We start from the raw sequence: 21,992 nt of genomic DNA, 5'->3' as shown, positions 1-21,992 counted from the left end.
CGAATGCTTATATTTGCGGTCTTAAAATAATAAGCCTTTTTTTATGACAACTACTACAAGACGTTTTCCTGCTGAATGGGAAAAACAAGAGGGAATTTTACTTTGTTTTCCGCATAACGGAAATGATTGGCCGGGAAAATACGAAGCCATTCAATGGGCTTTTGTGGAGTTCATTAAAAAAGTGGCTACTTACGAAAAAGTATTTCTAGTTGTAATTGACGAAAAATTGCAAGCCAAAGTAACGGATATGCTGGATCGTGCCAGAGTTGATTTAGATAAGATTACTTTTATCCAACAAAAAACAAACCGTAGCTGGATGCGTGATTCAGGCCCTATTGTTGTTTATAAAGATGGTAAAAGAGAAGCCTTGAATTTCAATTTTAACGGCTGGGCAAAATATAAAAACTATCAGTTAGACAAGCATGTTCCTAAAACAGTTGCTGATGCTTTACAAATGCCTTTAACTCAGGTAACCTACAAAGGAAAGCCTGTCATTGTTGAAGGTGGTGCTATCGATGTAAATGGTCGTGGTACGCTTTTAACTTCCGAAGAATGCCTGATGCACCCAAGTATTCAGGTCCGTAACACCGGATTTACTAAAGAAGATTACGAAGCTGTTTTTAAAGAATATTTAGGTGTAACCAATGTGATTTGGTTAGGAGACGGAATTCAGGGTGACGATACTCATGGTCATATTGATGATTTGGCCCGTTTTATCAACGAAGACACCATTGTTACCATTGTAGAAACAGATAAAACAGATGCCAATTACGAGCCTTTGCAAGACAATTTGAAACGTTTGCAAAATGCAAAATTAGAAAACGGAAAATCGCCTGTAATCGTTACTTTACCAATGCCAAAACGTTTGGATTTTGAAGATTTACGTTTACCTGCAAGTTATGCAAACTTCCTGATTTTAAACAACTGTGTTTTAGTACCTACATTCAACGATGTAAATGACCGCAAAGCTTTAAATATCTTAGCAGAGTGTTTCCCTGACAGAGAAATCATTGGCATTAGTGCGATTGATTTGATTTGGGGATTCGGAACATTACACTGTTTGAGTCAGCAAATTCCAGAATAAGATTAAATTTTTCTTACAGCAAAGAGAAAAAGTATAAGCAACGCTTCGCAAAGTATTTTTTAAAGATTATGCGAAGCTTTACTATTTTTAATCTGCTAAAATCTGCTGAATCTGGGTGCTATAATTTTACAAGCAAATTCAATACATTACTTTTCTTTGTAAACTTTGCTAAGAACTTTCAAAACTTTGCGGTTATTTTTTTCACCACAGATTAACACAGATTTTATAAATATTTTCATTTATAAAAATAACTTATCTGAGCTTCTTATCTTTTCAGAAAGTATAAAATTTATATGACTTATATGGTGAAAAACATTTAGCCATTGATTAACACATATTATAAAAAAATTTTGCGAATCTTTGTGTTTACTCAGAGAACCTTCGCGGAAAAACTTAAAAACTTTGCGGTTAAATAAAGCATCGATACAGCATCGCACATAAAATACCGAATCCAAAACTCAACAAAGTTCCTATCAGGATATATTCGGTAAGTCGAACATCTTTGGATTCTTTTAAATCTCCGAATCTAAAAATGGATTTAGCTGCCAGCAAAAATCCTATTCCTTCCCAAAAATTGATTACAACAAAAAAGAAGATAAACAATCGCTCCAAAATCCCGATGTATTTCCCGGCATTATTTGTTTTTCCGGCATCACTTTTCGCAATTTGGGCACTCCATTTCGACAATACTACTTTCAACACAATCGCACTTACATAAGTCACCAAAACTAATGAAGTAAGCAAAGCCAGACTTTGTTGAGCATACAATTTCTCTACGGGAATTTCGTATGGAAAATAACAATATACCACTATTGCAATCATCAATAAATGCAGTACTTGATCTACAAAAAACCATAATTTTTCCGTTTTCTTTTTCTCAAAATACAATTTAGCAACGTCAATTATCAAATGACTCCAAGCCAAAAAAAGCACGCCTAACAAATATTCTTTATTGAATTGGGTAGCAATTAAAAGCAAACCCAGATGCACTCCAATATGGTAATACAAATATTTTGATTTACCTTTTTTTCGTTGTTTATCCCTAACCCAACTGGAAGGCTGCAACAAAAAATCGCCAACAAAATGTGCCAAAATCAAACTTAAAAATAATACTGTCATTGTTTTTGAATTTGTTGCTTATAAAATGAAATCATGTTTTTCAGCTCTTCATAAGCCGCTCTTTTTAGTGACGAACTAATAGAACTTTGACTTTTTCTGTTCAGGGATTCCGCTAATTGACTTTGGTTAAACGCAGGATTTTCAAGTGCTTTTTTCAAAATTTCCGCTGAAGTACTGGTCCAGTTATCGGCAATTATCAACATAAACGGAAAGACAACCGCAAAAGTTGCGTTCATTGGTTCCCAAGGCGTTTTAAGCCCTAAGGTTTGTTTTTTTAAATCTTCAAAACATTCACCCGAATTGATGAATGCCTCGCCATTGGATTCCGTTATTTTCTCCGCCTGATAATCTACTACCCCCACTCCTATTGCCATTCGAACATCTATTTCTTTAAATTGCTTAATCGTCGCTTTTATACACAAAGCAATTTCGAGTGCCTCTTCGGCAGGAACAAGCAACTGAAAACTATCTCCCCGATAAATTTCCCAATCTTTAGGTTCGCTTCCATAATGACTTAAGACGACTTTTAGTTCCGGTAACCAAATTGTCGATGCTAGTTTCCTGGACCCCATAACGTCTCCTGTAATAACTGCTTTCATTTTTTATGATTTTAATGCAAGATACAAAAAATATCGCTGAATAAATCGATAATTTAAATTATCGGCAAAAACAACGATATTTCAAATTATCGCTTTTATAAACGATACTAAAAACTCCTCAATCCTTTCTAAAAATCCCATTTTCAAAATTCCCAATTATAAACTATCTTCGTTTTTTGAAATTTAAAGATTAATCCTTTTGTCATTTTTTCATTGTCACCCTGAGCTTGTCGAAGGGTAAAATCTAAAATTCTAAATGTCTTCAAATAATCTCCTACTCACTCCTATCGAATATTTAAAAGGTGTTGGTCCCAGCAGGGGCGAATTACTTCGTAAGGAATTAGGGATTCACAAATATGCAGACTTACTGAATTTATACCCAAATCGCTACATTGACCGCACCCGATATTATAAAATTAACCAATTACAAAATAACATTGCGGAGGTTCAAATTATCGGGAAAATCATCAATATCAAAACCGTTGAATTTGCCAAAGGTAGAAAACGCTTAGTAGCTACTTTTGTAGACGATACAGGTCAGATGGAATTGGTTTGGTTTCAGGGACACAAATGGATTCGCGAATCGCTGAAGATTAATGAAATGCTGGTGATTTTTGGCAAATGCAATTCTTTTAACGGCGTCTATAACATGGCACATCCAGAAATTGAATTGTGGAGCGAACACGAAAAAAGTTTGCGCTCGGCGATGCAGGCAGTATATCCTTCAACTGAAACTTTGACTAACAGAGGGATTTCCAACAGGGTTGTTAATAAAATGATGGAACAGTTATTTATTGAAACACAAGCCTTGTTTTCAGAAACTTTACCTGATTATCTAATTCAAAACTTAAAGTTAATTCCAAAAAATGCTGCACTGTTCAACATCCATTTTCCAAAAAGTTCGGAGGCCTTAGCAAAAGCGCAATTCCGATTAAAATTTGAAGAATTATTTTTCATTCAGCTGCAACTGATTATGAAAAATTTGATTCAGAAGCATAAAATCCAAGGGCATCCATTTACAAAAGTGGGATGCTATTTTAATGATTTCTACCAAAATCACCTGCCATTTGACTTGACCAATGCTCAAAAAAGAGTAATCAAAGAAATCCGAACCGATATGGGCAGTAACGCTCAAATGAATCGTTTGTTGCAGGGAGATGTGGGTTCCGGGAAAACCATAGTGGCTTTTATGAGCATGTTACTAGCTATTGACAATGGTTTCCAAGCTTGCTTGATGGCACCTACAGAAATTTTAGCTAACCAACATTTTATTGGTCTTTCAGAATTAGCTAACAAGCTGAATATAAAAATAAAGATACTAACAGGTTCAACTAAAACTTCAGAAAGAAAAATCATCCACGAAGAACTCGAAAATGGTTCGTTACAAATTCTAATTGGCACACATGCCTTATTGGAAGACAAGGTGAAATTCGAAAATATCGGTTTAGCTATCATTGACGAGCAGCATCGTTTTGGCGTAGAACAACGTTCTAAATTGTGGAAAAAAAACCATATTCCGCCACATATTCTGGTGATGACTGCCACTCCTATTCCACGTACGCTGGCAATGAGTTTGTACGGCGATTTGGATATTTCTGTCATTGATGAATTACCGCCCGGAAGAAAACCTATCCAAACCGTACATCGATATGATAGTAATCGTTTGAAAATTTGGAAATTCATTCGGGACGAAATTGCCTTAGGTCGCCAAATCTACATTGTTTATCCTTTGATTCAGGAATCGGAAAAAATGGATTACAAGGATTTGATGGATGGTTACGAAAGCATTTCACGTGATTTTCCGTTGCCCCAATATGCTATCTCTATCGTTCATGGCAAAATGAAACCTGCCGATAAAGATGCCGAAATGAAACGCTTTGCCGAAGGAAAAACGAACATAATGGTGGCTACCACTGTTATCGAAGTTGGTGTAAACGTAACTAATGCATCTGTAATGATTATCGAAAGTGCGGAGCGATTTGGTCTTTCCCAATTACATCAATTAAGAGGACGTGTAGGACGTGGTGCCGAACAAAGTTATTGTATCCTAATTACAGATCACAAATTGAGTTCTGACAGTAAAACCCGAATGGAAACAATGGTTCGTACCAATGACGGATTTGAAATTGCCGAAGTGGATCTAAAACTCCGAGGCCCAGGAAACCTCATGGGAACTCAACAAAGCGGTGTACTTAACCTTCAAATTGCTGATATCGTCAAAGACCGTGAAATATTATCGCTTGCCAGAGCCCATGCTATGCAAATTGTAAATTCGGATATGGGATTACAAAAACCCGAACATGCAGTATTAAGAGCAGTCTATATGGAATTGACGAAGAAGAAAAATATTTGGAATTACATAAGTTAGAAACCTATAATTATAAAAAAACCTCTGTTTAAAATCTAAAACAGAGGTTGTCACTAAAAACCATATTGAGACCTATAATTTTACATGTGTTTGCTTTCCATTATAAAAAACACTCTTAGTTATTTCAGTTGAATTATCTGCGATGGTTTGATTTGGTTTAACCAAAATAATTCTAAACTTACGTGATTTGATCATTCCTGAGAAATTACCTTTTCTATCCTCAATAGTAAGTGTTTTTTCTAAATCATTCCACTTGAATTTGATGGTTGAATACACTCCTTTTTCATAATTGTAGTTATCATTTTCATCTTCGTATAATAAAAATTCACCATTTGCACCCGGATAAACACGAATTTCCAGATTATCCCATTTCTTTTCGGTTGCGTATTGCACTTTTGGTCCAAAAGGAACAATAGAACCCGATTTCACATAAAGCGGAAGAATATCTACCGGTGTATCGGTTGTGACAGTTTGCCCTCCTTTGTAATATTCATTTGTCCAGAAATTATACCAGTCACTTCCTTGTGGCAAATAAACTGGCCAGATTTTCGCTTTATATTTGGTTACTGGTGCTACAAGAAAAGAACGACCAAATAGATACTCATTACCTATTTCATGTGTTTTTGTATCGGCTGCAAAATCCATAACTAACGGACGCATGAATGTTCCGTTATAGTTACTTACTTCCCAAGACGTACTGTAGATATAAGGTAATAATTTATAACGTAAATTGATTATTTTTTCCTGGGCATCAAAACACCAGGTACCGCGATCACCAAAATTCCATATTTCACGAGGAAGATCGGTTCCATGGGAACGCATCATAGGTGTGAATGCACCAAATTGCATCCAACGAACATATAGTTCCTGAAATTCCGGACTCATATTCCCTCCATCCTTCTTCCAGCGTCCTGCAAAAAAACCTCCAATATCACTATTCCAATTAGGTATTCCCATCAAGGTATAATTCAATGCAGCTGGAATTTGTTTTTCCAGCATTTCCCAAGTAGACTGCACATCCCCACTCCAAGTATTGGAACCATATAATTGTTGTCCTAAAAATCCGGAGCGGGTAAGTATCACTACACGTTTATCAGTACTAGTTAAACGCTGGTTTGTTGCAATTCCTTTGTTGTGCATTAAACTAAATCCATTTTTAACGCTTCGATACGTACCTAAATGTGTTGGAAGTAAAAAATCAGATTCTTTTACATTGATATGATCCGGTTCTGTAGAATCCAGCCACCAGCCGTCATTCCCAATATAACTGAATATTCCTTTGTTTAGATAACGCCAGTAAATATTCAACGCTTCCGGATTAAAGACATCATAAGGTCTTGCTCCGCTTTTTGGTGGCCAGCTATCAAAATTGATAATCATGTTTTTACTGTCAAATTCTTTACGCTGATCTGTTTTTGGACCAAATCCAGGCCAGGTAACGATTAACAATTTTGCATTCAATTTATGGATTTCATTCACCCATTTTTTAGGATCCGGAAAACGTTCTTTGTCAAAACTTTGCGAATTCCATAAGCTATCACTCTTTTGATATTCCGGCCAATAGCGCCAATCCTGAATAATTACGTCAATAGGTACTTGTAACTTTCGATACTTTTTTAAAACATCTAAGCTCTCGTCTTGAGTATGATAACGCTCTTTACTTTGAAAAAAACCATAAGCCCACAACGGAAGCATTGGTGCTTTACCCGTTAAATCACGAACTTGAGCAATAACACCATCGGCATTTTTACCGTACATAAAGTAATAATCGGCACAATGACCTATGCCGCTAAAAGAAAGTTCCTGCGGATTATCATTATAATCAGAAATCGAATTGTTATCCCAAAAAACACCATATCCTTTTACCGACATAAAATAAGGTGAGTAAGTAGACATATTTTCGTTTTGCATATGATGGGACGAATTTCGGCGATTGAATTTATTATCCATAATTTGCCCAACACCGTAAACCGCTTCATTTTTATCCAATAAAAATCCTTCTCTTACTTTAAAAGACGGCGTTCCTCCATCATCAATAGCCGAAAATTGTGTACCGTAATCTTTGTCTTTAAGCAACAATTTTCCCGATGCATCATAAAACGAAATTCCACCGGTTACAGGATTAACTTCAACTTGTATCGAACTACTTTTTAACAGCTTATTATTCCCTTTTTGCTCAAAATTTACCACCGTTTTTTCCGGTGACTTTACAACAGATAAGCTTTTTTTATCATATGAAACACCTTTTGGAGTTTTGTATACTCTTACAATATTATTCGAATAGAACTCGATTTTAATGTCTAAGTCTTGAGCCGAAAATTGTAATCCTTGTTTTGTTGGCTCAAAACTTTGAGCACTCATTTTTGTAGCTACCAAAGTACTTACTAAGGCAACCAGCAAATAGATTTGTTTTAAAAATTTCATGGTTACTAATTAAATTTATAATTTCTTTTTAGGTAGTAACAAAAGTATTTTTAAGAAATAAAAACCGATAACAATCAGGTTGAAATAAATAACAATCAGGTTGATTTCTTAGTCTTTTCGGCATATTCCGAAGGACGACAACCATACATTTCCTGAAAGCATTTACTAAAATAACTGGAACTATTAAAACCTACTTTCTCTGTAATTTCAGTAATACTCAATTCTCCTTCAAGAAGCAAAGCAGCGGCTTTTTGCAAACGAATATTACGAATAAACAACGAAGGCGATTTATCTAATAAAGCAATTAATTTTCGATACAAACCTGTTCGGTCCATACAAAGGTCACGACTCAATTGCTCCACAGAATAGTCTGAAACATCCAGATTTTTTTCTACCATTTCTAAAGCTTTTGTCAAAAATGCATTATCAGCATGGTTTTCATTAATTGTATTTACAGACGATGTTTGATGAATACTATTTTGAGTCAAATAACTCTCTTTTTCTGATTGAAGAAAGTCGCGTTGTTCAATTAGATTTTTAATCCGAATTAGCAAAATTTCTTCTCTATGATTGCGTTCCAGTTTTTTTCGGCTATAAAAAGTATAAGTATAAATTGCTGAGCCAACTAAAACTATAAAAAGTATAAAAAATGCAATGTAAGCAATAGGAGTTTTCCACCAAGGTGCATGGATCGTAATCTGTAATTCGGATATTGAACCGTTCCATTTCTGATTATCATTCGAAGTCATAACCTTAAGTTTGTATTTTCCATGCGGAAGATTGGTGTAGGAAATCTTCAAAATAGTATTCGAATTTTCATTTTGTCCCACAGTAGTTTCTCGCCAATCATTATCAATACCTTCCAGTTGATATCGAAAATACGTTTGGGATGGATTTTTATAATTGATTGCCGAAAATTCAAAAGTTAAAAAGTTCTGATCATAAGAAAATTCGATATTCTTAGTATACGCAGCTGATTGCGGCATGATAAGACGATCGTCATACTTTTTTCCTGATTCTACCTTTACTCCACGTAGAAACAAATTCGTAAAAACAGCTTTAAAAGGTAATTTTTCTGAAATCATATTATTGGATTTCAAAATACTAAAGCCATTAATACCCCCAAAATAAAGCGTTCCATCAGCAGCTTCAAATGCTGCTCCATCTGAATATTCTCCTTCTAATGTTCCTTCGTCTGAAGTAAAATTGGTAAAGTGAATTTTTTCGGTCACAGCATCTACCTGCAGTTTCGTAATTCCGTAACTGCTGGTGATCCAGATATTTTTGTTTCGATCTTCTAATATGGCATGAACAAAATTATTAGACAAACCATCCTGAGTATAAAAAATACGTTTTTTTCGTTTTTTAGGTTCAAAAAGCTTTAATCCGTCTTGTGTTCCTGTCCATATCCAGCCTCGAATATCTGTAATCGAGATGGTCTTATTATTCGTTTTATTTAGTTTTCCCATTACTTCCCTTGGTACTGACTTAGAAGGTATAACAGTCAGTTTATCACTTTTCAAAGCATCTGAATAAAGATATATTGCCGATTGGGATTTTACATAAATATTTCCGTTTTTATCTTCTGCAAATGCCTGAACAATTACATCTTTTATATGTGGTTCAGAAAAATAAGACCGACCTATGTATGTAAATTTATATCGGGAAGGATGATTATACAATAATCCCTGATTTAGAGTTCCCAGCCATAAACCGCCTTGTTTATCATAAAAAAGAGTACTTATTTCGGTATTTAAAATACTTCCACCTACTTTTTTTAATGTGGGTAAATAGCGTTTTTCACCATTTTTACAATTGATTATCCAAAAACCCTTGGTACAACTTATGTATGCTTTATCATCAGAATTTACAAATAAAGTATTCAATGAATAATTGGTTTCCAGTATTTTTTTCCAGCTTTTTTTGTGTACATCAAAAAAGAAAAAACCGCCTTTACTCCCATTACGCAATTGATAAAAACCGTTATTTCCTTTCACTACGAGTGAGGTATTTCTATAAATCTCTTGTTCTTTTGCTTGATAGGCAGCAATACTGTAAAGTCTATTTTTTGTTTTCAAATCATAACAAATTACTTCACCTGTATTATAGAAAAGGTATAACTTGTTATTGCAACTTGATACATCCTGTAAACTTCCGTGATTATTCGATAGGTCGATTATTGTAGAATAATCTTCTCTGTATAGTTTTCCTTCTGTAAAAAACCATAAATTCAGACTGGAATCCATAAAAAGATCTTCAATAGCGTTTTTAAATCCTCTTTTCTTAAAATAAGTATTTAAGTTGGATACATATTTTTCGGTTCGAAGATCCACACACATTAATTTATGATGGTCTTTTATCCAAAGTAAATCTTCTTTGCCTTGATAAATTCGATAAAAACCATCGTAAACATTTAATGAGTAAATATCCTGAGAGGTTTGATGGATATACTTAAAACGTGCTCCATCATAAATATTAATATTTCCACTTGTCTTAAAAACCATTCTTCCATCTGGAAGCTGAAGAATATAACGCACCTGATTATCGCTCAATCCTTGTAAAACATTAATTGACGAAAAAACAAAATTATCAGACTGAGCATAAACACTAGACAAGCAAAAAATAAAAAGTATAAATATTCTGGTTATCTGATTCATTTTGTAGTTTAAGGATATAATATTTTTATTTAAAACAATAAATTATCGATTACGAAATAAAGCTAATACAACTTAAAACACAAATTCTCTAAACAGAAAATATACATCAAAAATTGAAAGTATATTTAAAGCAAAAAAGTATGATTTTGAGGTTTCTTTTTTAAAAGAGTTAATAAAGATTTCAAATTAAAAATTAAATTTACTTCAAATTTTGATTCATGATTTCATACGACCCAAAAGACTGGATTACATTTATTTTTCGCTTTCACAAAGCCGATACTTTTAGAAAATTATTTCCATTAATTGTACTCATCGGGATTTATTCGGCTGCAGTAGCCTATCTCGAACTCGAATATTGGGACTTACCCGATGACAGCCATGTAAAAAACATTTCGATGATGCATGGAATGCTGGGATTTGTGATTTCGTTATTATTAGTTTTCAGAACCAATACCGCTTACGATCGCTGGTGGGAAGGCCGTAAAATGTGGGGGGCTTTGGTAAACAATAGCCGCAATTTGGCTTTAAAATTAAATGCCATTATTGAAGACGAAAAAGACAGAGCTTTTTTTCGAAAAATCATCCCTGTTTATGCTTCTATTTTAAACAAACACCTTAAAGATGAAGAAACAAGTAAACAACTCGCCGAAGATATCGTTCTTCATGAAACACATACACACCGTCCTAATCAGGTCGCAAAGTTGCTTTTTATAAAAATCAACGAACTTTATAAACAAAACAAAATCACCGGAGATCAATTGATAATTTTGAATAGTGAAATCCAGTCTTTAACCGATATTTGTGGAGCTTGTGAACGTATTAAAAACACACCAATCCCTTATTCTTACAGTGTTTTTCTAAAGAAATTCATATTTTTTTACGTGATGACACTTCCTTTTGGCTATGTGTTCAATTTAGGCTATTTTGTAATTCCTGTAGTGGTTTTCATCTTTTATGTTTTGGCCAGTTTAGAATTAATTGCCGAAGAAATCGAAGAACCTTTTGGACATGACGACAATGATTTACCAACTACTAAAATTGCCGAAAACATTAAGAAACATGTAGAGGAGTTGATGTAGTTTTTTTAAAAACAGTAATTAAAACATATAATCATAGCATTTTATATAGAGTGAATATGAAAATTTTTAAATATTTATCGCCTGATAGAATTGATGTACTTGAAAATAAAAGCATTAGATTTACTCAAGCTCGATATTTAAACGATCCTTTTGAATCCTTACCATTTATTTCAAAACTAATGAATGAGATAGAATCATCTATTTTATATCAAGAATCTATTTTTCCAATCATAGATGAAATTGGAGATCAAAAACTCTCAATTAATGATATACCTAAAGAATATATAGATCAAATTCCAAAAGAAGTAATTGATTTAATTTCGACAATAACAATAAAAGACGGATTAGAATTAATTCCTGAAATTCATCCAGAAAATCTGGCTAAAAAACTGTTTTCGTCAAATACTGAACAGATAAAAATTAATTACTCTGAAAAATTAAAAGAGTGTTGGAATAAATATTTTGGGATTCTCAGTTTAACACAAACAAATGACAATATCACAATGTGGTCTCATTATGCTCAAAATCACGAAGGATTTGTAATTGAATTTGACTCTGAGAATGAATTCTTCAATAAAAAAAGAAATAAAAATGATTCTTTGGGATATCTAAGAGAAGTAAAATATACAGTTGAGAGACCCAACATGGAACTAATAAGCTTCCAAGGGTCAGAAAATGAATTTATTGAACATATAATCAGTAATATTTTATATAATAAAAGTCAAAAATGGTCAAGTGAACAAGAACTAAGATTGATTTATAATCTCAAAAATTCAAACAAGAAACTCATAGTGAATGAACAAGAAATTTTCTTATTTAATTTCCCTACATCTGCAATTAAAAATATTTTCATCGGAGTTAATGCAACAAATATTCTAAAAAATAAACTTGAGAATATAATAAAGTTAAAAGATTATTCACATGTTAAAATAAAATATGGAGAACTTGATTTAAAAGATTATAAATTACAATTTAAGAATTCTCGTTTATAATTTATTAAGATTTAATGAGCCTAACAAGTCAACTTTAATCTATGAAAAACATCTTGTGAATCGATATCAAAAACAAACAAAACTCCCCTTCTAGTCCTGACAGCAGTGGAAAGCCTTTAGGGGAAGAAAGCTGCTTTTTTCCCGGGGATGCAGAGCGACTAACGGAAGCTCCTGCAGCACATTGGAAAAAGAGCTTGAAACCCTGAAGCTTGTAACGAATGGCAGGTGAATACTTTCCTGAAAAAGCCAATTGCTTTACTCCTAAAAATCATCACGAATAATCCGAAAAAGTGACTTTAATAACTTTGAAGCTCGGTTGACAATGTTTATATTTGCAACCTTATTAAAATTTACAAATGAAAATATCATACAACTGGTTAAAACAATTCATTAAAACCGACTGGAATTCAGAACAAACATCTGCCTTACTGACTGATTTAGGTCTTGAAGTAGAAGTAGTTGAAAAATATCAATCTGTAAAAGGAGGATTAGAAGGTATTGTAGTTGGCCATGTACTTACATGCGAAAAACATCCTGATGCCGACAAATTAAAAGTAACTACTGTTGATTTAGGAAATGGTACCCCAATACAAGTTGTTTGTGGTGCCAGCAATGTCGCAGCAGGACAAAAAGTGCCTGTAGCAACTATTGGAACTGTTTTATATGATAAAGAAGGCAATTCATTTACTATTAAAAAAGGAAAAATCCGAGGACAAGAAAGCCACGGAATGATTTGTGCCGAAGACGAATTAGGTCTTGGTGAAAGTCATGACGGAATTATGGTTTTAGATAATGATTTAGCTCCGGGAACTCCTGCTGCTAAAGTTTTCAAAATTGAAAATGACGAAGTTTTCGAAATAGGCTTAACGCCAAACCGTGCCGATGCAATGAGTCATTTAGGTACAGCACGTGATTTGAGAGCCGGATTACTTCAAAATGGTGTGAGTGTTGAATTAATTACGCCATCAGTAAGTAATTTTAGAGTGGACATGCGTACTTTAAAAATTGATGTAAACGTCGAAGCACCACTTTTAGCACCTCGCTACTGTGGAGTTACGATTTCGGGAGTTGCAGTTAAACCTTCTCCGGCATGGTTACAAGATCGCTTGAAGGCTATTGGAATTAATCCAAAAAACAATATTGTCGATGTTACCAATTATGTTTTACACGATTTAGGACAGCCCTTACACGCTTTTGATGCAGCAAAAATCAATGGTAAAATCCACGTAAAAACAGTTGAAGCAGGAACAAAATTCGTCACTTTGGACGAAGTTGAAAGAACCTTGCATGAAGAAGATTTGATGATTTGTGATGACAAAGGACCTTTATGTATTGCAGGTGTTTTAGGAGGACAAAACTCTGGAGTGAGCACCAACACTACTTCTATTTTCTTAGAAAGTGCTTATTTCAATCCGGTAAGTATCCGAAAAACAGCCAAAAGACACCAATTAAGCACAGATGCTTCCTTCAGATTTGAAAGAGGTATTGATCCTTCAATTACTGCTTATGCTTTAAAACGTGCGGCTTTATTAATCCAGGAAGTAGCCGGTGGACAAATCACTTCTGAGATTGTAGAAATTTATACTAAAAAAGTAGAAGACTTCTCGGTATTTGTAAACTTTGATAAGGTTACTAAAATCATTGGACAACAAATTCCAAAAGATACTATCAAGAAAATATTAGCTTCTTTAGATATTAAAATCAATAGCGTTTCTGATGCTGGTTTAGGATTAACCATTCCTGCTTACCGAGTAGATGTACAAAGAGAAATTGATGTTATTGAAGAAATTCTTAGAGTTTACGGTTACAATAAAATTGATTTTTCGAATAAATTAAACGCTACTGTTTTCAACGCTCCCAGAAACGAAGATTACAAAGTTCAAAATATTGTTGCTAATCAACTGAATTCACAAGGATTCCACGAAATGATGGCCAATTCATTAACTACGGCTTCTTATGTTCAGCTTTCAGAAATACTAAAAGAAGAACACAATGTAAGCATGTTAAATCCTTTAAGTAATGATTTGGCAACTATGCGTCAATCATTATTATTCTCAGGATTAGAAGCTATTGTTTACAACATCAACCGTAAAAATGCCGATTTAAGATTATTCGAATTCGGAAAATCATACCATAAATTTCTTTCCGGATACGAAGAACACAAACATCTTACGCTATTTTTAACAGGAAACAGAAATCAGGAAAACTGGACAAACCCTCAAAAACCTTCTGATTTCTTTTTATTTAAAGGTTATGTAGAAGGAATTTTTACCCGATTAGGAATTCAAAAAACACAAAACAACCCTGTAAAATCAGATGTTTTCTCTGAAGGAATTGCAATTGTTTCCGGACATAATGTTTTGGTTGAATTTGGTGTAGTAAAAAAATCTATTCTAAAACACTTCGGAATTAAACAAGAAGTTTTCTTTGCCGATTTTAATTGGGAAAATGTTTTAAAATCGATTCCAAATAAAATCAAATACAGCGAAATCACTAAATATCCAGAAGTTAGAAGAGATTTAGCACTATTGATCGATCAAAACGTAAACTACGACAGTATTTACGCTATTGCAAGACAAACAGAAAAGAGTTTACTAAAAAACATCAACCTTTTTGATGTATATGAAGGTAAAAACCTACCGGAAGGTAAAAAATCATATGCTTTAAGTTTTATCCTTCAGGATGATTCCAAAACACTTACAGATGCTCAAATTGATAAAATTATGAGCAAATTGCAAAAGAATTTTGAAACTGAACTTGGAGCTAGTTTGAGATAATTCTCAGCATTTCAAATAAGACAAAACCCATCTCGTTTTTTAAGACAAGATGGGTTTTCATTTTCAACCAATATATAATAACTACAAACAACTATGCTTTTGGCAATAAAACCGAATTGACTACATGGATCACACCATTAGACTGGTTTACATCAGCAATAGTAACTTCGGACATATTACCTTTTTCATCTGTAATATATAATTTACTTCCTTTCATCCAGGCTGTTAGTGTTCCTCCACTAACTGTTTTCAATGTGGCTTTTCCTTTTCCTGCTTTTATAGCTTTTGCAATATCTGCAGCGTTCATTTTTCCTGCAACCACATGGTAAGTCAAAATTGTTTGCAGTGTTTTTAAATTCTCTGGTTTCAACAAGGTTTCCACTGTCCCTTTCGGAAGCTTATCAAAGGCTGCATTGGTTGGGGCAAAAACGGTGAACGGTCCTTTTCCTTGTAATGTTTCTACTAATCCTGCTGCTTTTACTGCTGCTACTAATGTGGTGTGATCTTTAGAATTAACCGCATTTTCAATAATGTTTTTCGAAGGATACATGGGTGCTCCTCCCACCATTACTGTTTTTTGTGCAAATGAACTAAAACCAAAGGCCAGGGCAAAAAAGGCTACTGATAAAAATTTTCTAGTTTTCATAAATGTTTATTTTAGGTTATAATGACATTTACGAGAATAGATTTACTTTGGATTTAAAAAAAACAAAATAACACACAACAAAATCAATACTCACTGAAAAACAACACTTTAAATACAGCTTTTTTTACAAAAAAATCCCAATCCTTTTATAAGAATTGGGATTAAATAAATATGTAATTGCTATGTTTTAAAAACTTGAAAACAAAAATCCAATGATTGAGAATAAAAATATAACTCCATAAAAAGAGAATATAATTATAGCCATAATCCCCATAAATTTATAATGAGATTTTAAGTATTCTAAAGATTCTGTTAACTTCTCATTACTCATAATTGAAAAAGCTGCCTTTGCTTTTGATGCAAATTGGAATAAATAATAAACAGGAAAAAAATAAAGCACTGCCAACAACAAATAAATAACAGATATAAATCCGCCTTCCATCATTCCAAATCGTGCTCCAAAAACACCCAATTTTGAAAAAATAGTGCCCATAAATAGTGCCAAAATAACCATAAACCCTACTCCTACAAATCCTAGTATTGCTAAAAAATAAGCCCACTTGGCAATTTCTTTCAAATATGCTTTTGATTCATCTGTTAATTGTAAATTTGGTTTTTCTGATGTTGTAATTTCTTCCATAAAATTTTAGTTAATTAATTAGATTTTAAATATATAAAAAAATCATAAGATTTTACACAAAAAAAGGTTTTCAAAAAAAATTTTTGAAAACCTTTTTTTACAAGTTAATAAGTACTTTTATAAATTCTTAATCACAAACTCACTTCTACGATTTAATTCGTGTTGTTCTTCATTACAAGATTCACTAGGCTCACACTTAACTAACTGAACCGTTTCCCCGTAACCTTTAGCAAAAATTTGCTTCGCAGGAATTCCTTGGCTAATAAAATATTCTCTGGTAGAATTAGCTCTTTTAGCAGAAAGATCTAAATTATATTTGGCATTTCCACGATTATCAGTATGCGAACCGATTTCAACTACCATATCAGGATATTTTTTCATCAATTCAATCACACGATTCAATATTGGTTTTGACTCTTTACGAATATACCATAAATCGTAATCAAAATAAATTGGATCCGTTTTAATCAATAATCTATCGTTGTCTTTTACAATATCTTTTTCAACTTCAACAATAGTAGCAATTTTCTCTTTTTTCTTAATTTCAGCATCTGTAATTGCTTTTTTTACAGCTATTTCCGCTTCTTTTTTCTTTAGTTCAACAATTGCTAATTCTTCTTTTTTAATTACTTCTTTAGATTTAAGTGTCATTGAAGCATCATTGATTTTTTTTCTGTCTTTAAATAATTTCAGGAATTTTGAGGCATCAGTATATTCCTCTTTTGAAGCGTACACAGTATAGCTTTTTTCACAAGCAACAGAGAAAGAAAATTTCCCTTCAGCTGAAGTCAAAACACTTTCAATTTCTTTTGCTTTCGTATCTTTCAAAATCACTTTTGCATTTGCCAAAGGAAGTTTTGTATCAACATCAGTTACAACTCCTGAAATATACTGCATGCAGTCCTCAACTACTAAAGGTTGAATTTCATTGATTTCATAAATATCATCACCACCTTTTCCTCCTTTTCTGTTTGAAGCAAAATAACCATGTTGCTTATCTGAGTCGATTACAAATGAAAAATCATCGTATCCTGAATTGACTGGAAAGCCAATATTTACCGGCGTTGCAAATTCTTTATTTTTAATTTCAGAAACAAAAACATCCATCAAACCAAAACCTGCATGTCCGTTTGAAGAAAAATACAGTTTGTTATCTTTGGACACAAAAGGAAATTGTTCTTTTTTATCTGTATTAATTTTAGGTCCAAGATTTTTAGGAGTTCCATAATCGGCTCCTAAAATTGACACACTATAAATATCGAATGAACCTAATGAACCAGGCATATCTGAAGCAAAATACAAAGTCTTTTCATCTGGACTTAAAGCAGGATGTTCTACAGAATAATCATCACTATTAAAAGGTAAAGCTGTAATATTATGCCATTTTCCATTAATTAATTCTGCTTTAAAAATCTGAAGAACCGTAACTTTTTGTTGATTTCTGGTTCTTACACCGTCAACTGAATTGTTTCTTGTAAAATACACCGTTTTTCCATTTTTAGTAAAAACAGCATTGGCTTCATGTAAAGGAGTATTTAATTCAAATGAAAATTTCTTGATAGAATCAATATTTACACTTTTAACTGAAACCGACATTAAGTCTAAATAACTTTCATTATTCCATTTATAGACTTTATCAAATAGAAAAGGCTTTCTTGGAACTGCCGAAAAAACTAATTTATCCCCATACTGAAGGGCTCCAAATTCAGAATTAGGACTATTAATTGCCATATTTTTAATCTCAAATCGATTTCCAAGCGCCGAAATATTCTCTAAAACGACATTGTCTTTTTCGAGCTTTTCGATAGCGGATTGATTATTGGTCTTCAAAAAATAATCACGCATTACTTTAGTAGCTTCTTCATAACTACCAGACGCTTTCAAAGTTTGTGAATATTTAAAATAATAATCTCCATCTAAATTATCCGAAAATCGGGCAATCAACAAACGGTATTGTCTTTGTGCATTAGCATAATCATTAGTATAATAATAACAATCAGCTAAATTTTTCACTACTTCAAAAGAACGGTTCGTATTACTAATGGATTCGTAAACAGGAATAGCTTCACTGTAATATGTTCTATCAAATAAACGTTTAGCTCTTTGTAAATCCTGAGATTGTGCTTGAGAAAATTGTATACTAAATACAATTAATAATAAATATATTCTTTTCATTTTCATCATATTAAAAGAATCTTGGTGATTTATCAAACCCTTTACCTAATAAATCAATATTAAACAACATAAAAACTTCATGAGTTCCAGAATTGAACTGACCCAAATTAGACGTTGTGTAATCATATGCATAACCAATACTTATGCTAGGTGAAACTTTTATATTCATCAAAGCACTCACCGAATCATCAAAACGATAAGCTGCACCAAGCTCAAATTTTTCATTAAACAATACATTGGCAGTAAGGTCTAATGAAGCAGCTGAACCTGCAACAATCTTTGTCATAAAAGCAGGTTTCAACTTAAAGGAATCCGACAAATTAAAAACATAACCTCCTGTAAAAAACATATGTATTTTTTCGGATCCTAATGCATTTATCCCGGAACGTTCTTCGATATGTTTTGACGAAAGTAAATTAGGTGCTGATAATCCTAAATAATAATTATTGGTGAAAAAATAGGCTCCTACTCCAATATTAGGAAACATTTCATTTGAATTATTAGAAAAAGCCTCATCAGTAGAAGCGTCTCCGGTTTCCAATTGAAAACCACTAAAATTAGTTTTAAATGAACTAAAGCCGGCTTTCAATCCTAATGATAATTTAGCTGTTGAAGTCATGTTTAGAACATAAGCAAAATCGGCATAAAAATTATCTTCTTTCAAAGCTCCATTACCTATATCATCCGTAATTACAGAAAGGCCCATTTCTACTTTTTTATTTAAAGGCATGTGACCAAAAAAATTATATGTTTTTGGAGCACCTTCCATACCAGCCCATTGAGAGCGATATAAAACTCCTAAGTCTAACATAGCTTGAGTTCCTGTAGCATAAGCCGGATTGATTACATTCATATTGTACATATAATGCGTATACTCCGGATCTTGCTGCGCAGTGACATTTAGGATAAACAATAAAAAACTGATACTAAGTATTATTTTTTTCATTCGAAATTTAATTTTAAGTAATAAAAACAACTATCGGTTTAGGTACAAACTTCCTTGAATTGGTTTTTTATTCCCTTTATTAAAATTAAGGACATAAAAATAAACTCCGTTTGGCGCTATACCATCTATACCAATTTTGTAATCAGAATTGCTACCATCCCATTCTAACTTGTTTTTATCTCCATGAAAAAGAACATTTCCATATCGATTATAAATATCTAAGTTAAAATCCGGATAAATAAACTGAATATTAAGAATTCTAAATACATCATTCTTACCATCACCGTTTGGAGAAAAACCATCTGGTATAAAAAAGTTGCAATTATTAAGTGTAAAAGAAGCAACATTGTTATCTTCTACAACCTCAGTACATCCTCCTTGATTTACTTTTACTGAGTTAAGAGTGAAATTAGTCGTACCTGAACTCACTAATTGTGCTTCTGGTATTACAAAACTACCTTTTCCATTTTGAACTTTAACTATTGCCGTTTGATTCAAAGCTGAATTAGCTCCTGATAAAGAATAATCTAAAGTTACTTCGGTCAAGTTATCTAAACCTTCTATTTCCACTACAGTATCTCCTTCTAAACATTCATTGACAATACTTAATGAAATTCCTGAGGTATCCGGTGAAAGATTAATAGTGAATGCTTTAGATAAATTAGCCGTATTGGCACAAGAGGTAGCCAAATTAATGATATCCGTAATTTTAAATACCGTATTTGTACCAACATTAGAAATTAAATTGGCCGGAATAAAAAATTCAGAAACACCATTAGTTACAGTAATATCCATTATCTGATTACTGGCTACATTATCTCCTGATAAAGTATAGCCAATTCTATAATTTCCATTAGCCAAATTTGTTGCATTAGATAATTCTACTGCAGCATCAAATCCACTACAAACTGGATCAATTTTTAAAACAGCAGCATCCAGTCTTGGAAAAGGAGTAATTGTCAAAACATCAGTAATTGTCCCAATTACGTTGTTGCAAATTCCAGTTGAATTCCTAATAACAATATTGGTAACAGTAAAAATATAACTCCCTACAGCCGGTAAATTAGCTCGGTCAACAACAAAAGAAAAAGTACCATTAGTAAAGTTACCCGTAGCAGTCAGATTTTTTGTAGTCGTTCCGTTATCAATTGTATAATAAACATCGTAACTTCCATTTGGAACATTATTAGGCCCTTTAGTTATTGTTGCCGAATAATTGGCCGTTGCAATTTGGTTTTCGCAAATATCCGAATTCACCGTTAAGGTTGAGCCTGTAAAATCTATTGGATCTTCAATAATAATTTCAACTATTGATTGTGAACTTGTACAAATTGGATTTGGGGATGTAACCGTATAAACAAAATTATAAGTTCCGGCACCTAAAGTTTGATAGATGTGTTCTAAATCAATTATGTTATATGTTTGAGATAATTCATTTGTTCCTGAAGCTTCTGACCAAAAACCTCCGGCATCTTCTCCTACTAATCGATCATTTAGGTTAATACTTTTATATTGTGTTAAATCAACTGTACTACAAACCTGTATATCTAAGGGTGAACCTGAAGCTGGTTTTCTAAAAATTGAAACAATAATTGAAGCCGATTGTTCCGGGCAATTATCTAATGCTGGAATAGTATAGGTATATGAATAAGTACCTTCTCCTAAAACATAAGGTTTTATGGTGCTACCTGATAAGGAAGCTGAATTGGTGTTTGCTGTCCATTGTCCATTTAGTTGCGGTTGTAATTTTGTCCCGTCAAAAGCCTGAAATAAACTAAACGACTCTACATCATCACAGGTAGAAACATTTGGACTCGGAACACCTGAATATGGACCAATTTTTAAGGTAACAGTAGCGGTATTATTAGTACAACTTGAAGGATTTTGCACATAGGTATAAGTATAAACCCCACTATTTCGTAAAGTCTGAGCATTAACATAACCATCAAAACTATTATTACCAACTGGTTTTGAATTATCGATCCAAGCACCTCCTGTCGTAGGACTACCTCCCAAAAGACTAAAAAGATTGATATTTTGATTTGCCGGATCCTGAATATTACAAATCGTCAAACTGCCATTAGTTCCTGCACATTGCGAATAACTATTTGTAGAAAAAAAAATTAGAAAAAAGAACGATACTTTTACAAAATGATTTTTAACAAAAAAAAGTAGCTTTTCTACCATACGTATATTTTTAGATGATACTTAAGTAATTTAAAGCTAATGTAAGAAATAAAGCATCAAGAATTTCAAAAAATATCGATAAAAAACACATATTTACTGTTCTAATCAATAGAACAAAACATTATGAATGAAATTACATCTAATTTAATTCTCTTTAAAAAAATTCATAAACAAAATAGGCACATTCAGAAGTAATCTATCTTTTGAATAAAAATTAAAGAAAATGACCGATTTTAGATATCCATTATCGGTCATTTTTGCTTTTTGAGATTTTTCAAGATATAGTTTCGGCTAAAAAA

At 32.8% G+C, this 21,992-nt stretch carries 14 protein-coding genes; 5 read left to right on the top strand and 9 right to left on the bottom strand.

Annotated features, from left to right (window positions below):
* Positions 1-43: 43 nt before the first annotated feature.
* Positions 44-1,084: an agmatine deiminase family protein gene (locus AAEO59_RS08570; RefSeq protein WP_341700322.1), complete on the top strand. Its 1,041-nt coding sequence runs from the start codon at positions 44-46 to the stop codon at positions 1,082-1,084.
* A gap of 408 nt (positions 1,085-1,492) precedes the next feature.
* Here AAEO59_RS08570 and AAEO59_RS08565 read toward each other — a convergent pair whose 3' ends face one another.
* Together AAEO59_RS08565 and AAEO59_RS08560 are read right to left on the bottom strand one after the other, a co-directional pair.
* Positions 1,493-2,203 carry a DUF3307 domain-containing protein gene (locus tag AAEO59_RS08565; RefSeq protein ID WP_341700321.1) on the bottom strand — a complete coding sequence of 237 codons (711 nt, stop codon included), beginning with the start codon at positions 2,201-2,203 and terminating at the stop codon, positions 1,493-1,495.
* Entirely contained in the window at positions 2,200-2,802 is a 603-nt protein-coding gene (locus tag AAEO59_RS08560) for a transcriptional regulator (protein ID WP_341700320.1), read from the bottom strand. Before AAEO59_RS08560 ends, AAEO59_RS08565 begins: the two co-directional genes overlap by 4 nt.
* Before the next feature lie 256 nt (positions 2,803-3,058).
* Here AAEO59_RS08560 and recG point away from each other — a divergent pair, with 256 nt between their 5' ends.
* Positions 3,059-5,170 carry an ATP-dependent DNA helicase RecG gene (gene recG, locus AAEO59_RS08555; protein ID WP_341700319.1) on the top strand — a complete coding sequence of 704 codons (2,112 nt, stop codon included), beginning with the start codon at positions 3,059-3,061 and terminating at the stop codon, positions 5,168-5,170.
* A gap of 72 nt (positions 5,171-5,242) precedes the next feature.
* Here the strand turns inward: recG and AAEO59_RS08550 are convergent, their stop codons facing one another.
* Together AAEO59_RS08550 and AAEO59_RS08545 are read right to left on the bottom strand one after the other, a co-directional pair.
* Positions 5,243-7,594: a glycoside hydrolase family 31 protein gene (locus tag AAEO59_RS08550; RefSeq protein ID WP_341700318.1), complete on the bottom strand. Its 2,352-nt coding sequence runs from the start codon at positions 7,592-7,594 to the stop codon at positions 5,243-5,245.
* Positions 7,595-7,689: 95 nt separating this feature from the next.
* The gene (locus AAEO59_RS08545; protein ID WP_341700317.1) at positions 7,690-10,251 is read right to left on the bottom strand and encodes a ligand-binding sensor domain-containing protein; all 2,562 of its coding nucleotides are present in this window, start codon (positions 10,249-10,251) and stop codon (positions 7,690-7,692) included.
* A 218-nt stretch (positions 10,252-10,469) separates the two neighbouring features.
* Here AAEO59_RS08545 and AAEO59_RS08540 point away from each other — a divergent pair, with 218 nt between their 5' ends.
* The 3 genes from AAEO59_RS08540 (at position 10,470) to pheT (ending at position 15,099) form a co-directional block, all read left to right on the top strand.
* A complete protein-coding gene (locus tag AAEO59_RS08540) occupies positions 10,470-11,330 on the top strand; it encodes a bestrophin family protein (RefSeq protein ID WP_341700316.1) in 861 nt (286 codons plus the stop codon).
* A gap of 56 nt (positions 11,331-11,386) precedes the next feature.
* A complete protein-coding gene (locus AAEO59_RS08535) occupies positions 11,387-12,322 on the top strand; it encodes a DUF2971 domain-containing protein (protein WP_341700315.1) in 936 nt (311 codons plus the stop codon).
* A gap of 356 nt (positions 12,323-12,678) precedes the next feature.
* A complete protein-coding gene (pheT, locus tag AAEO59_RS08530) occupies positions 12,679-15,099 on the top strand; it encodes a phenylalanine--tRNA ligase subunit beta (protein ID WP_341700314.1) in 2,421 nt (806 codons plus the stop codon).
* A gap of 91 nt (positions 15,100-15,190) precedes the next feature.
* Here pheT and AAEO59_RS08525 read toward each other — a convergent pair whose 3' ends face one another.
* From AAEO59_RS08525 to AAEO59_RS08505, 5 genes are all read right to left on the bottom strand, one after another.
* Positions 15,191-15,745 carry a fasciclin domain-containing protein gene (locus AAEO59_RS08525; RefSeq protein WP_341700313.1) on the bottom strand — a complete coding sequence of 185 codons (555 nt, stop codon included), beginning with the start codon at positions 15,743-15,745 and terminating at the stop codon, positions 15,191-15,193.
* Positions 15,746-15,932: 187 nt separating this feature from the next.
* Complete coding sequence (locus AAEO59_RS08520; RefSeq protein ID WP_341700312.1) at positions 15,933-16,385, bottom strand: DUF5362 family protein; 453 nt, start codon at positions 16,383-16,385, stop codon at positions 15,933-15,935.
* Between the two features lie 117 nt (positions 16,386-16,502).
* Positions 16,503-18,560: an OmpA family protein gene (locus tag AAEO59_RS08515; protein WP_341700311.1), complete on the bottom strand. Its 2,058-nt coding sequence runs from the start codon at positions 18,558-18,560 to the stop codon at positions 16,503-16,505.
* Positions 18,561-18,570: 10 nt separating this feature from the next.
* Positions 18,571-19,506: a PorP/SprF family type IX secretion system membrane protein gene (locus tag AAEO59_RS08510; RefSeq protein ID WP_341700310.1), complete on the bottom strand. Its 936-nt coding sequence runs from the start codon at positions 19,504-19,506 to the stop codon at positions 18,571-18,573.
* 30 nt (positions 19,507-19,536) lie between these two features.
* Positions 19,537-21,693: a gliding motility-associated C-terminal domain-containing protein gene (locus AAEO59_RS08505; protein WP_341700309.1), complete on the bottom strand. Its 2,157-nt coding sequence runs from the start codon at positions 21,691-21,693 to the stop codon at positions 19,537-19,539.
* Between the last annotated feature and the right edge of the window lie 299 nt (positions 21,694-21,992).

This window comes from Flavobacterium flavipallidum (genome assembly GCF_038289905.1).
GTDB classification, from domain to species: domain Bacteria; phylum Bacteroidota; class Bacteroidia; order Flavobacteriales; family Flavobacteriaceae; genus Flavobacterium; species Flavobacterium flavipallidum.
This window is presented reverse-complemented; position numbering and strand designations above follow the sequence as displayed.

Excerpts from the sequence above, each read along its gene's own strand:
- AAEO59_RS08570 (WP_341700322.1), top strand. The coding sequence starts at position 44 with ATGACAACTACTACAAGACGTTTTCCTGCTGAATGGGAAAAACAAGAG.
- AAEO59_RS08565 (WP_341700321.1), bottom strand. The coding sequence starts at position 2,203 with ATGACAGTATTATTTTTAAGTTTGATTTTGGCACATTTTGTTGGCGAT.
- AAEO59_RS08560 (WP_341700320.1), bottom strand. The coding sequence starts at position 2,802 with ATGAAAGCAGTTATTACAGGAGACGTTATGGGGTCCAGGAAACTAGCA.
- recG (WP_341700319.1), top strand. The coding sequence starts at position 3,059 with ATGTCTTCAAATAATCTCCTACTCACTCCTATCGAATATTTAAAAGGT.
- AAEO59_RS08550 (WP_341700318.1), bottom strand. The coding sequence starts at position 7,594 with ATGAAATTTTTAAAACAAATCTATTTGCTGGTTGCCTTAGTAAGTACT.
- AAEO59_RS08545 (WP_341700317.1), bottom strand. The coding sequence starts at position 10,251 with ATGAATCAGATAACCAGAATATTTATACTTTTTATTTTTTGCTTGTCT.
- AAEO59_RS08540 (WP_341700316.1), top strand. The coding sequence starts at position 10,470 with ATGATTTCATACGACCCAAAAGACTGGATTACATTTATTTTTCGCTTT.
- AAEO59_RS08535 (WP_341700315.1), top strand. The coding sequence starts at position 11,387 with ATGAAAATTTTTAAATATTTATCGCCTGATAGAATTGATGTACTTGAA.
- pheT (WP_341700314.1), top strand. The coding sequence starts at position 12,679 with ATGAAAATATCATACAACTGGTTAAAACAATTCATTAAAACCGACTGG.
- AAEO59_RS08525 (WP_341700313.1), bottom strand. The coding sequence starts at position 15,745 with ATGAAAACTAGAAAATTTTTATCAGTAGCCTTTTTTGCCCTGGCCTTT.
- AAEO59_RS08520 (WP_341700312.1), bottom strand. The coding sequence starts at position 16,385 with ATGGAAGAAATTACAACATCAGAAAAACCAAATTTACAATTAACAGAT.
- AAEO59_RS08515 (WP_341700311.1), bottom strand. The coding sequence starts at position 18,560 with ATGAAAAGAATATATTTATTATTAATTGTATTTAGTATACAATTTTCT.
- AAEO59_RS08510 (WP_341700310.1), bottom strand. The coding sequence starts at position 19,506 with ATGAAAAAAATAATACTTAGTATCAGTTTTTTATTGTTTATCCTAAAT.
- AAEO59_RS08505 (WP_341700309.1), bottom strand. The coding sequence starts at position 21,693 with ATGGTAGAAAAGCTACTTTTTTTTGTTAAAAATCATTTTGTAAAAGTA.